The sequence below is a fragment of the Acinetobacter sp. AG1 genome (assembly GCF_001005525.1).
GTDB lineage: Bacteria > Pseudomonadota > Gammaproteobacteria > Pseudomonadales > Moraxellaceae > Acinetobacter > Acinetobacter modestus.
On the sequence record NZ_LBMZ01000090.1, the window covers coordinates 21,930 to 33,849 of the forward strand.

At 38.9% G+C, this 11,920-nt stretch carries 12 protein-coding genes; 8 read left to right on the forward strand and 4 right to left on the reverse strand.

The features are described 5' to 3' along the window. Positions 1 to 6: 6 nt before the first annotated feature. The gene (locus AAV96_RS03585; RefSeq protein WP_171249111.1) at positions 7 to 1,239 is read right to left on the reverse strand and encodes an acyl-CoA dehydrogenase family protein; all 1,233 of its coding nucleotides are present in this window, start codon (positions 1,237 to 1,239) and stop codon (positions 7 to 9) included. Positions 1,240 to 1,344: 105 nt separating this feature from the next. On the opposite strand from AAV96_RS03585, the gene AAV96_RS03590 reads away from it, so the two are divergent. Beyond that, the gene (locus AAV96_RS03590; RefSeq protein WP_046738367.1) at positions 1,345 to 2,289 is read left to right on the forward strand and encodes a LysR family transcriptional regulator; all 945 of its coding nucleotides are present in this window, start codon (positions 1,345 to 1,347) and stop codon (positions 2,287 to 2,289) included. Between the two features lie 31 nt (positions 2,290 to 2,320). On the opposite strand, the gene AAV96_RS03595 is transcribed toward AAV96_RS03590, so the two are convergent. After that, on the reverse strand, positions 2,321 to 3,526 hold the full coding sequence (locus tag AAV96_RS03595; protein WP_046738368.1) for a low temperature requirement protein A: 1,206 nt from the start codon (positions 3,524 to 3,526) through the stop codon (positions 2,321 to 2,323). A gap of 394 nt (positions 3,527 to 3,920) precedes the next feature. Here AAV96_RS03595 and AAV96_RS03600 point away from each other — a divergent pair, with 394 nt between their 5' ends. The 3 genes from AAV96_RS03600 to AAV96_RS03610 all read left to right on the forward strand — a co-directional run bounded on the left by AAV96_RS03600 (position 3,921) and on the right by AAV96_RS03610 (position 6,641). After that, positions 3,921 to 4,877, forward strand: coding sequence for a TerC family protein (locus AAV96_RS03600; protein WP_046738369.1), 957 nt, complete (start codon positions 3,921 to 3,923; stop codon positions 4,875 to 4,877). Between the two features lie 192 nt (positions 4,878 to 5,069). Then, the gene (locus tag AAV96_RS03605) at positions 5,070 to 5,459 is read left to right on the forward strand and encodes a hypothetical protein (protein ID WP_005219039.1); all 390 of its coding nucleotides are present in this window, start codon (positions 5,070 to 5,072) and stop codon (positions 5,457 to 5,459) included. Positions 5,460 to 5,480: 21 nt separating this feature from the next. Further along, positions 5,481 to 6,641 carry a glutathionylspermidine synthase family protein gene (locus AAV96_RS03610; RefSeq protein ID WP_046738370.1) on the forward strand — a complete coding sequence of 387 codons (1,161 nt, stop codon included), beginning with the start codon at positions 5,481 to 5,483 and terminating at the stop codon, positions 6,639 to 6,641. 232 nt (positions 6,642 to 6,873) lie between these two features. On the opposite strand, the gene AAV96_RS03615 is transcribed toward AAV96_RS03610, so the two are convergent. Then, a complete protein-coding gene (locus AAV96_RS03615; protein WP_046738371.1) occupies positions 6,874 to 7,347 on the reverse strand; it encodes a hypothetical protein in 474 nt (157 codons plus the stop codon). Between the two features lie 187 nt (positions 7,348 to 7,534). Between AAV96_RS03615 and guaD the strand changes: the two genes are divergently transcribed. The 3 genes from guaD (at position 7,535) to AAV96_RS03630 (ending at position 10,028) form a co-directional block, all read left to right on the forward strand. Further along, the gene (gene guaD, locus AAV96_RS03620; RefSeq protein WP_046738372.1) at positions 7,535 to 8,851 is read left to right on the forward strand and encodes a guanine deaminase; all 1,317 of its coding nucleotides are present in this window, start codon (positions 7,535 to 7,537) and stop codon (positions 8,849 to 8,851) included. A gap of 224 nt (positions 8,852 to 9,075) precedes the next feature. Beyond that, a complete protein-coding gene (gene hpt / locus AAV96_RS03625) occupies positions 9,076 to 9,603 on the forward strand; it encodes a hypoxanthine phosphoribosyltransferase (RefSeq protein ID WP_004660534.1) in 528 nt (175 codons plus the stop codon). Positions 9,604 to 9,776: 173 nt separating this feature from the next. After that, complete coding sequence (locus AAV96_RS03630; RefSeq protein WP_004660536.1) at positions 9,777 to 10,028, forward strand: GlsB/YeaQ/YmgE family stress response membrane protein; 252 nt, start codon at positions 9,777 to 9,779, stop codon at positions 10,026 to 10,028. Positions 10,029 to 10,086: 58 nt separating this feature from the next. Here AAV96_RS03630 and AAV96_RS03635 read toward each other — a convergent pair whose 3' ends face one another. Next, positions 10,087 to 10,785, reverse strand: a complete 699-nt coding sequence (locus AAV96_RS03635) for a DsbC family protein (protein WP_046738373.1) — start codon at positions 10,783 to 10,785, stop codon at positions 10,087 to 10,089. A gap of 443 nt (positions 10,786 to 11,228) precedes the next feature. On the opposite strand from AAV96_RS03635, the gene AAV96_RS03640 reads away from it, so the two are divergent. Then, the coding region (locus tag AAV96_RS03640; RefSeq protein WP_046738374.1) for an ATPase, T2SS/T4P/T4SS family at positions 11,229 to 11,920 on the forward strand (692 nt) is incomplete at its 3' end.

Sequence of the window (11,920 nt, forward strand, 5' to 3'; positions counted from 1 at the left end):
TTATCCTTATCCACGACCATAGCCACGTTTTTTCAATTCTAATTTAGCAATCATGCCTTTATGTACTTCATCAGGCCCATCAGCCAAACGTAAACTTCGTGCTTGGTTAAAGAAAGCAGTCAGTGGGGTATCCCGTGACACACCCTCACCACCGTGAATCTGAATCGCCATATCCACTACATTTTGCAATACAGTGGGTGCTACGACTTTAATGGCTGAGATTTCGGTCAATGCTGCCATATTGCCTTGAGTATCCATCTTATAAGCGGCATACAGCGTTAATAAACGGGCTTGGTCAATTTGCACACGGGCATCAGCAACCCGCTCTAAATTGCCCCCCAATTTAAGGATCTCTTTACCAAAGGCTTTGCGTGACATACCACGGTCAATCATTAGCTCTAGGGCTTTCTCTGCGGCACCAATACAACGCATACAATGGTGAATCCGCCCAGGCCCTAAACGACCTTGTGCAATTTCAAAACCTTGTCCTGCCCCCCCAATAAAGCTGCTGACGGGTACACGCACATTGTCAAAACTGACCTGTCCATGCCCATGCGGTGCATCGTAATCGCCAAACACAGGCAACATTCTTTCAATGGTCACGCCTTGCGTATCAATCGGCACAAGTACCATTGAATGTTGATGATGACGGTCTTTATTCGGGTCTGGAGTATAGGCCATGAAAATAATCACTTTGGCATTGGGATCGCCCAAGCCCGATGACCACCATTTGCGGCCATTCAGTACAATTTCATCCCCCTCAATCACCGCCGTGGCCTGCATATTAGTAGCATCACTGGAAGCCACGGCGGGTTCAGTCATACAGAACACTGAACGGATTTCTCCTGCAAGCAAAGGTTGCAACCATTGCTGTTTTTGTGCCTCGCTACCATAGCGCCATAACACTTCCATGTTGCCGCTATCAGGTGCATTACAGTTAAATACGGTTGGTGCAAGTAAGCTACGTCCAGTCAGTTCGGCAATATGCGCATATTCGTGAACCGATAAACCAGCACCCAATTCCACATCGGGCAAAAACATATTCCATAAGCCAGCCGCTTTAGCCTTATCTTTCAATTGTTGTAATTGTTCTGGCCACTGCCACTTGGTCCAGTCACCATCCACATTGAGATGATGGACTTCATCCCAGAAGGCTTTTTCAATCGGTTCTATTTCTTGTTGAATAAAGGCTTGCGTTCGTGCAATAAAATCCTGTGCGCGTTCAGATAATGCAAACATCATCATTTCCCTCAATGTAAAATGTGGCGAATATTGATTCGCTGCTTTACATCACCATAAGCGAAAATTTATTATGAATGAAATGATTTTATTTTATTCAAAACTATGAATCAGATTCATAATACTAGCCCATTGGAAGTGGCTCACTTTCATCGTATTGATATTAATTTATATCCGCTGTTTATTGCGATTTTTGAACAAAAGAGCATTTCCAAAGCCGCGCAATTGTTGTGTATCAGCCAATCTGCGGTCAGCCACGCCTTGCAGCGTTTGCGCACGCAACTTGGGGATGATTTATTTGTTCGAAACGGGCAAAAAATGCTGCCAACGCCTTATGCTGAGCAGATTTATCAGCCGATTCAAATGGCTTTATTGAGTATTCAAAAAATCGCTATGCCTCAGCAAGATTTTATGCCAAGCATGCTACAAAGTATAAAAATCGCGATTCATGATGAAATCGAACCCATTATTTTTCCTCAATTGGTCAATCACTTTGCCAAGCAAAATCTCAATATCCAGTTTTTTAGTTCTAAACTTGATCGTAAAAATATGTTGGCTGATTTGTCAGCACAACAAATCGATTTTGTGATTGACTTAGTACAACCGTTTCAAGCTCATTTACAGTTTGAAAACCTGATTGAAGATTATTTTGTAGTCTGCACTCAGCAAACTAAAATGGATTTATCACTCTATTTATCTTCACCGCATATTGGTGTGTCATCACGGCGTACGGGGTTATTATTAGAGGATATTTATCTAAATCGACAACAATTGTCTCGGCAAATTTTTCTACGCTGTCAGCACTATTCAACAGCTTTACAGGTCTTAGCGCAGCACCCAAATGCAATACTGACTATCCCTCAAAGTATTCTAAAACATCTACACTATTCAAAAGATTTACAGATTCATGCACTTCCGATTGAATTACCCAAAATCAATATGGGTATGTATTGGCATGAGCATGTCAAACACAATGCAAGACATCAGTTTTTACGTGCAGAAATTTTAAATGTCTTTCACTCAGGACAAGCTACAGCAGTGCTGCCATAGCTTGTTTGGAGGTACGATCAACTTATGAAACTTAATGAGGAGAATGGCTTGAATGTACAGGCTCATCAACACAATTCATTAAATACGTCTTTGAAAAAACCAGTCTGAAGACATAAATTACAGCCATCGCAAAGACGCTGTATCCAATCTGAGTAAATAGTAAAGGGATACAGAATAAAATTAAAATGGTCATTGGATAAACCCAACGACGCCAGCCGCGTAAATAAAAAGCTTCATAAAATAACCAGAGATAGGTGCTATAAACAGCCAAACAAGTCGCTATCACTAAACCCATCATTTGGCTAGAAATGTGTGCATGTTGTGTCGACACATCAACAGCGGCTGCTAAGGCTGCACCGAGAGCTGCGATACTAATAAAAATAAAGAAATGCCCATATCCCCATAAAAAAGGTTGCACACCTCGACGTTGATGATGGTGATGACTTCGATCAAAATAGACCCACCACATCGCAAACATCATCAAGAGTCCACCGACTATTAGGAAAATTTCTTCTATATTTAAAACATGATTAGAAAAAGCATCTTGTATAGCTGCGAAGCTACCAATAATCGACTCACCCAGTACAATGATGGTCAATAATGCATAACGCTCCACAATATGATGGGGATGCCATGGCGTAGCAGTATGTCTTTCAGCATAAAAAGGAACAGCCAGTTCTAAGCCGACCAAGCATAAGAACATCAGTGGAGTCAGTTGAATTGAACTAAAATTACCAATTAACCATGCAAGTTGAACCAAGACGATTCCGATTGCATAACGATATGCTGTTACTCTTCGTTCAGGGTCATGTTTTGCCACACGTATCCACTGGGTGACTAAGGCCAAGCGCATGATGATGTAGCCAATAATAATTACATCGAAATCGTGCTGCTGAAACACTGAGGGAATCCCCGCCGCCATCACCAATGAACCCAAAATTTGCACAAAGGTTAAACAACGATACAAGGTGTCATCATTATCATAAGCGGAGGCAAACCAAGTGAAATTCATCCATGCCCACCATAATGCAAAAAACACCATAAAGTAGGTAGGTAAAGCATGCCAAAGATGACCTTCGATCATCGCATGATGAAGTTGCTGACCTGCCGTTGCGATCGCAACCACGAAGATGAGATCAAATAAAAGTTCTAAAGGCGTAGCTACACGATACTGTTCTTCTGGATCTCGGGGTGCAAATAACTTTAATCTTTTAATTTGATGATGTTCAACACTCATATCTTCTTCTCAAGGCATCAAAAGCCTGTAAATTTTAGCCCAACTCGTGGGGATGAAAGCTCTATTCTGTCTGCATCATAAAATATTGTTGAAAATTTATTCACACAAAATTTGCGCTAATACGTAAATTGTGTAATTCTATAACTACTTTGGATGTAACCATCCATACAGAATTAGTTTGACAAGGGGAGTAGCCTCCTCCAAACCTAGGTAGTGTAGTTTAAATACTTAGGTGTCAGAGCTTCGTCATTACACTTTGCAAAAAGTCGGACTCTGAGCATCACAATCGATATGTGATGTAGGCAAGACCTTGATCATGTTGAAACAGATGTATTTATTCATCTGGCAACTGGTCAAGGTTTTTTTATGCCCAGTTGCTAGATAGGGAGTTGTGATGGAAACTATCGGTAATCTATGGCTGTATGTCGTATTCTTCGGCCTTGTCACAGTCATGCTTTTGGTCGATTTTTTAGGCTTTAAACAAAAACAAAATCAAGATGTTCCAATCAAGCAAGCCGCTTACTGGAGTATTGCTTGGGTCACTGTAGCAACGCTATTTGGTGGGGGCTTGTGGCTCTATCTACAGCAAACAGTAGGACTCACCCTTGCGAATCAAAAAACCATGGAATACTTCGCAGGTTATCTACTGGAAAAATCACTGGCAATCGATAACGTCTTCGTTTGGTTGATGATCTTCGCAGCATTTGCAATTCCACCTGCATTGCAACGTAAAATCTTACTTTATGGTGTATTAGGTGCGATTGTTTTAAGAACCATCTTTATCTTTATTGGGGCTTGGTTCGTACAAGAGTTTTCTTGGGTACTTTATATTTTCGGTGCATTCCTTGTGTATACAGGTTTTAAATTCTTGAAAGGTCAAGATGAAGAAACCAATATTGAAGATATTAAATTACTGAAATGGTTACGCAAACACATGCGTATTACCCCTCAACTTGAAGGTAATAAATTTTTCGTCCGTCAAAATGGCGTGTTGTGGGCAACACCTTTATTTTTAGTTTTAATCTTAGTTGAAGCATCTGATGTTATTTTCGCGGTCGACTCTATTCCTGCGATTTTCGCGGTAACCAGTGACCCGTTTATTGTATTAACAGCAAACTTAATGGCGATTTTGGGTTTACGCGCAATGTTCTTCTTACTTGCTGGCGCTGCATCTAAATTACATTATTTACCTTATGGTTTAGGTATTATCTTATTGTTTATTGGTGCGAAGATGTTATTGCTTGATGTATTCCATATGCCAATCTGGATCTCATTAGGCTTTATCATATTGGTATTAAGTATTACTGCTTATTTATCATTACGTCACAACAAAAAACAACCGCAACTTTAATACAGCATATAGGGCATCTAATAAAATTTGGATGCCTTATTATTTAAAATATAAGAATAGACTATACATTAAAAAAACAGATCAATATGATATGTCGGCTTATCGCTTTTATCTTTCTTAATCAGAAACATAATAAACAAGACTTGCTCACATATTTATGTCGATCAAGCAAATTAAAATGAGTGGGGTCTCATGCGTTCTAAAAAAATTAATCTTGTTGTTGTACCATTATTACTGACTGCCTGTAGCCATAATGATGGACCTCTAGTACAAGATGTTTATAACAATCAATATGATTGTGCAACAGACTGGAATACTGAAACTTGTGAAGAAGAAAATAGCTCAGGGAGCGGAAGTTCTACTGCTGGAGTTCGCTATTATGGTGGTTTTGGTTCTGGGCGTTATTTAGGACCACAATATTATCAACATAATCGTGAAGTCTCTTTTAAAGGCAATACTTTGAGGCCACATACCAATCTCAGTGTGGGACAACCTTCAATTTCAACCACTGCAAAACGCTATTCTGTATCATCACCTATTCGTGGCGGTTTCGGTCGTGGCGGCTCATCATTTGGCGGCTAATTAAAAAGACTGAAACTCAAGATGAAAAGAAAAATATTAGCAACCCGCACAGACTGGCAACTCGAACACCAAAAAATTGGTTTCGATTATTTTAATTTACCTTCACTTGATGGCTCAATTTACTGGTCAGAAGGAATTGCCTACGAATTTACACTCAAGCAAATTGAACAGCTTGAAGATGCGGCCAATGAGCTCCACCAAATGTGTTTAGCTGTGACAAGTGATTTGATTCAACGCGGTAATTATCCTGATTATTTCCAGATTCCAGTTGCTGCAATTGCACAAATCGAGCAGTCTTGGCGACAAAATGCGCCGATGCTATATGGACGCTTTGACTTTGCCTATGATGGGCGCAATGTCAAAATGCTGGAATACAATGCTGATACTCCCACAGGACTGTTAGAGGCATCAGTAGCACAATGGCTATGGATCGAACAAGTATCTGGGATTTCGAATCGAGATCAGTTTAACAGTATTCACGAAGACTTGATTAAGCGTTGGAGAACGATTCTACCGCGAGGAAGTCACGTGCATTTTGCAGCCTGTCAGGAGGCAGGGCGAGAGGATTGGGGTAATCTTGAATATTTGATGGATACCGCCTTTCAGGCACATCTACAGGTCTCTGAACTCTCAATGGAAAATATTGGATGGGATGGACAAGGTTTTGTTGATCTGAATAATCAACCGATTCAAAACCTATTCAAGTTATACCCTTGGGAATGGATTTGGGAAGAATCATTCTCTCAATATCTGAGTCCACAAACGAACTGGATCGAGCCATGTTGGAAAATGCTACTCTCCAATAAAGCGATTTTAGTCGAACTTTGGAAACGTTATCCAAATCATCCTCTTTTGGTTGAGACCCATCATTTTGATCCACAGCAAAAATTCTCTGGCAAATGGGTGAAAAAACCGATCTTAGCAAGGGAAGGGGCAAATATCCGAGTGTTGCAGAATGGTCAAGATCAAGGAGCTGCTTCTGGTAGTTTCTATTTTGATGACTATGATAAATATGGCTATGTGGTACAAAAATGGGTAGAGACTCCATTATTTTCAGGACAGCTACCAACGCTCGGTTTATGGATGGTCGGACATCAATGTGCTGGTATGTCTATTCGAGAAGACTGCTATGACATTATCGGCAATGATGCTCATTTTGCTGCCCATTATTTTGTGGAGTGAAAGACAAGACTTCTATCTATTTAAATCATCTACAGTTTTTATTTTTTGAAAGTAAATCTCATAATATCCTATCGTGCCCAGCGGCATGGCTGCCGCTGCTTTAGCTGTGGTATCAGGCAGGTACCATCAGCTAAATAAAGGATTTTTTTTTTACTTTTGATCCATCAAAAGTAAAGCGTAATTCAATATTCATCCTAATCACTCATACGCTATATCATCATAAAAGACAGACTTAAATCCTATGCGCTGCAACCCGTTTCATATAAGACACCAAACGAGTAAAAAATAAAACTTGCAGAAAAATGGTAAAAGCAGAAACACACCATTCGTACCACATTTCAAATGCGGTTTGCGCTAAACCAAAATATTGATAAATTCCCAATAAAACTAGCCCAAAAACAATTCCAAACACAGTATTTTGCATCAAAATAGGAAAAGACAACGCCGTGACTCGATTTAATAAATGGACACCTTGATCAGCACCATTGGCTTGATAAGTCCGTTGAATCCCAATCAGCATAATCAAAAGAGTCAATGCAGCTTCAATCCCAATAACTCGAATATCAGAATAAGGCGAATACATACCATAATAGTACACTGCACTCACCACCAATGCCGCTGCGAGATAATAGTTTTTATAATGTTGTTTACTTAGAGTGTCCTCAGCTAACTCATGTGCTAATGCTTTGGTATTCCAATAATACATCTTTATTTTTTCCAAAAAGTATAATTATTGCTGACAATTTACGTATTTACATCGAAAAGTAAAGTGAATTGATTCAATCAATTACTCATACCTCGCTAGGCTTTCTATACTTAAATTAGACGAATAATCCAGTAAAACTAGCAAAATCGAGTACAATCAATCGAAAAAAGTAAAATTGTAGGTTGTTATGACTTTGGCTACTCCCATCACTGTTATTCGTGGTCGCTTCTTAGATATTCAAAAAACTGTTGCTCAAGCAAATCAAATTGCAGATCAAGTCCGTTATCTCGAAGATGGTGTCCTCATCACGGAACAAGGCAAAATTCGCTGGTTTGGCACGTGGAACGCTGCTCAAGACCATCTTCCTGCAAACGTTGATATTCAGCATTATCCAGAACAGTTGATCATCCCAGGCATGATCGATACACACATTCACTTTCCACAAACGGAAATGGTCGGTGCTTACGGCGAACAACTTTTGAGTTGGTTAAACACTTATACGTTCCCAACTGAAATCCAGTTTAAAGACAAAGCTTATGCAAGCGAGATCGCCAAGTTTTTTGTGAATGAACTGCTTAAAAATGGCACCACCACAGCATTAGTCTTTTGTACGGTACATCCTGAATCGGTCGATGCTTTATTTAAAGCCGCACAACAGCATCAAATGCGTCTCATTGCAGGTAAAGTCATGATGGATCGTCATGCACCTGAAGCCCTGTGTGACACCGCAGACATCGGCTATGACGACTCTAAGGCACTGATCGAAAAATGGCATGGTCAGGGTCGTGCTTTATATGCCATCACACCACGTTTTGCTCCAACCTCTACACCTGAACAACTTGAAAGAGCAGGACAACTCAAAGCTGAATATCCTGATGTTTATGTACATACACATCTAAGCGAAAATAAAGATGAAATTGCATGGGTCAAAGATTTGTTCCCTAAACAAAATGGCTATCTAGATGTCTATCATCATTATGGCTTAACGGGTCAGCGTTCTGTATTTGCTCACTGCGTTCATTTAGAAGATGCTGAATGGCAATGTATGCATGAGACTGACTCCGCAATTGCGTTTTGTCCAACCTCAAATCTGTTCTTAGGCAGTGGTTTATTCCCATTGAAGAAGACATGGCAGCAACAGGTTAAAGTCGGTTTGGGAACCGACGTTGGGGCAGGGACTTCTTTTAGTCTATTGCAAACGGTCAATGAGGCTTACAAAGTACAACAGTTGCAAGGTGACAAATTATCAGCTTACGAATCGCTGTATCATGCGACCTTAGGCGGTGCAAAAGCCTTAGATCTCGATGACAAGCTGGGTAATTTTAATGTCGGTAAAGAAGCTGATTTTGTGGTGTTAAATCTCAAGCCAACAGCATTGCAACAATTACGTCAGTCTCGTGCAAAATCACTTGAAGATAGTCTATTTGCATTATTTACCATGGGGGATGATCGAAATGTCGAGGCAACCTATATCTATGGACAAAAAGCCTATAGTCAAAACTAAAATTTTAAACAAACAAAAGTTTGGATTTTTATTGTTGGCTATTGGATCTGCAGTGCTATTGAAACGTGACAGTGCATCTGCTCAAAATGAAACATTTTCTTCATCATCAAAAGGTGCATGAAATCTGATTTTGTTTTAAAATTGTCGTATTAGCTCAAGATTTCGAGGTGTTGCAGGTCAACACCTTTTTTATTTTCCCGTTTTTAATTTTTAGGAATCTACCGATGACCATTGCAATGCGCATTATGATTTCAAGTGAAGAGATTCAAGCCAAAGTCAAAGAACTTGGTGACAAAATCAATGCACACTATGCTCAAAGTGATAAAGAACTGGTATTGATTGGTTTATTGCGTGGCTCAGTCATTTTTATGGCAGATTTATGCCGTTCAATCGAAAAACCACATGAACTCGATTTTATGACTGTTTCTAGTTATGGTGGTGGGACAGTTTCAACCCGAGATGTCAAAATTTTAAAAGATCTTGATGGTGAGATTCACGGTAAAGATGTTCTTGTTGTTGAAGATATTATTGATTCAGGGAATACCTTGAGCAAAGTCGTTGAAATGCTCAAAACACGTAATCCAAACTCAATTGAACTTTGTACTTTGGTGAGCAAACCTTCACGCCGTGAGATTGATTTAGAAGTAAAATTCTTAGGTTTTGAAGTCGAAGATCGCTTTATTGTCGGTTACGGTTTAGATTTCGATCAAAAGTATCGTCACTTACCATTTATTGGTGAAATCGGTCTTTGATCAATTATGAAAGGCGCTTTGAAGCGCCTTTTTTATTCTAGCTTGTTAATCAAAGCACGATAAAGATTGCACAAAAATACGACATAACTCAGTAATCCACTACAGACAGAGTTAGGCTAAATCTAGCAGGATAGTAACAAACAAATACTATGGTAAAACAAGGAGAAAAGGTGATGTGGTCTCTCATTGTAGCGATTGTGGTCGGTTTTTTTGCAGGTTTAATTGCCCGTGCATTGCATCCTGGTGAAGATAAAGCAGGATTTATTGTTACCACCTTATTAGGGATTGCAGGTTCATTATTAGCAACCTACGGTGGCCGCTTACTTGGATTATATGGTGAAAACTCAGCGGCTGGCTTTATCGCATCAGTCATTGGTGCCATTATTATTTTATTCATCTACAATCTAGTCACCAAGAAAAGTTAGAACAAAATAAATTAAAAATGCCCAAATCATTTTATTACAATGTATTGGGCATTTTTATTTATAAACCGAGTTCTTTCCAAATCATCCGAATGTCTTCAGCACTCCGCCCGCCAACCATTTTCAGGCCATTCCCGAATATCAGCGTTGGTGTTCCTTCTATACCTAATTTTTTCCCTAATTCTAGATTGCGATCAATCGGATTAGCACAGTTTTTTTCTTTAGGCTGTACATTCTTCTGCAATAAGTTTTTCCACGCGTAAGCTTGGTTAGGATCACACCAAATCGATTTTGAGACGGTAATCGATTGTGCTTTTAATGGGTAGATAAACGTATAAATGGTGACATCATTGAGCTTATCCAGTTCAGCTTCTAATTTCTTACAATAGGGGCAATTCGGATCTGAAAAAATAGCGAGCTGCTGTTTACCATTGCCCTTTACCGTTTTTATTGCATCTTTTAAAGGTAATTGTTTCCAGTCAATTGAATTTTGCTTTAGGACCAAGTCCTTGGTCAGATTCTTTTGATCTTTTAAACGAACCATCGAACCAATAAACATATGTTGGGCATTTTCATCCAAATAAATAATCTGATTATCTAAATTTGCACTATATAGTCCTGTCATTTCTGTTGATTGAATATTGCTAACATGAATATTGGGATATTGCTGATTTAAATTATTTTTTAAGGTTTCTACATTTGCAAAAATCATTGCAGACGTGCAACTCAACAATGAAAATAAAGCGATTCTTTTTAACATGTCTCATACTCAACTCAAAATTAGCGCTATTTTAATCAGGCTTATCCTCATAAATTGCACAGCTTACTCAGTCACAACCAAAAGCCAACCAATCATCGTCACGTTTCACGTGGAACATCCGTTTTTTTAAAAGTAGTTTCAAATCACAGATAAAAAAGCTCGTTTTGGTAAGAAAATGACAAAAATTCTCACATTGTATTGATATTCATATAATAAATAAAAATCAAACTAGATCGATTGGTTTATTTTTGGAATAATCCAATCACAATCAGCAAGGCAACTTTTGTAATCTCATTCAGCGTGAATGAAAACCCATGAAATGACTTACAGAACTTTTGAAACTTCATTTTAAAGAAACAAGGATATGTTTTCCTTTGCATGATTAGTTTTAACTTCACACTATCTGACTCAATCTAGTCTTGTCTTAAAATTTAGGTACATCCATGTATAACGCGGAATTATTAGAAGAAGCCAAAACGTTTATGTTTCATATGTTGACCAAAGTGGTTGAATATGGCGGCTCAGATTTATTCATTACAGCAGATTTTCCACCGAGTATTAAACTCCAAGGTTTAATGCGTCCTTTAGGTCAGCAAATTTTAACCCCAGAAAAAACTAAGCTATTTGCATATAGCTTAATGAACGAAAAACAACGCCAAGAATTTGAAAATGAATGGGAATGTAATTTTGCAATTAACATTCCAGAAGTATCACGCTTTCGTGTAAATGTATTTAAGCAACAACTACAAATCGGCATGGTCATCCGAACTATTACGTCAGAAATACCCACCTTCCAAAAGCTCAAACTCCCAGAATCTTTGAAAAATGTCATGATGGAAAAGCGTGGCCTAATATTGGTAGTTGGAAGTACGGGATCAGGTAAATCTACGTCATTGGCAGCCATGATTGACCATCGTAATGAAAACTCAGCAGGACATATTATTACGGTCGAAGATCCAGTCGAATATGTCCATAAACATAAAAAATCAATGATTACCCACCGAGAAGTAGGTGTAGATTGCCATACTTGGCACCATGCCTTAAAAAATACATTGCGTCAGGCACCTGATGTCATTTTGATTGGTGAAATCCGTGATACTGAAACCATGGAACATGCAATTGCTTTTGCTGAAAC

Coding starts and splice junctions, on each gene's coding strand:
- AAV96_RS03635 (WP_046738373.1), bottom strand. CDS start 10,785: ATGTTAAAAAGAATCGCTTTATTTTCATTGTTGAGTTGCACGTCTGCA.
- AAV96_RS03585 (WP_171249111.1), bottom strand. CDS start 1,239: ATGTTTGCATTATCTGAACGCGCACAGGATTTTATTGCACGAACGCAA.
- AAV96_RS03590 (WP_046738367.1), top strand. CDS start 1,345: ATGAATCAGATTCATAATACTAGCCCATTGGAAGTGGCTCACTTTCAT.
- AAV96_RS03595 (WP_046738368.1), bottom strand. CDS start 3,526: ATGAGTGTTGAACATCATCAAATTAAAAGATTAAAGTTATTTGCACCC.
- AAV96_RS03630 (WP_004660536.1), top strand. CDS start 9,777: ATGTGGTCTCTCATTGTAGCGATTGTGGTCGGTTTTTTTGCAGGTTTA.
- AAV96_RS03615 (WP_046738371.1), bottom strand. CDS start 7,347: ATGTATTATTGGAATACCAAAGCATTAGCACATGAGTTAGCTGAGGAC.
- AAV96_RS03605 (WP_005219039.1), top strand. CDS start 5,070: ATGCGTTCTAAAAAAATTAATCTTGTTGTTGTACCATTATTACTGACT.
- AAV96_RS03610 (WP_046738370.1), top strand. CDS start 5,481: ATGAAAAGAAAAATATTAGCAACCCGCACAGACTGGCAACTCGAACAC.
- guaD (WP_046738372.1), top strand. CDS start 7,535: ATGACTTTGGCTACTCCCATCACTGTTATTCGTGGTCGCTTCTTAGAT.
- AAV96_RS03600 (WP_046738369.1), top strand. CDS start 3,921: ATGGAAACTATCGGTAATCTATGGCTGTATGTCGTATTCTTCGGCCTT.
- hpt (WP_004660534.1), top strand. CDS start 9,076: ATGACCATTGCAATGCGCATTATGATTTCAAGTGAAGAGATTCAAGCC.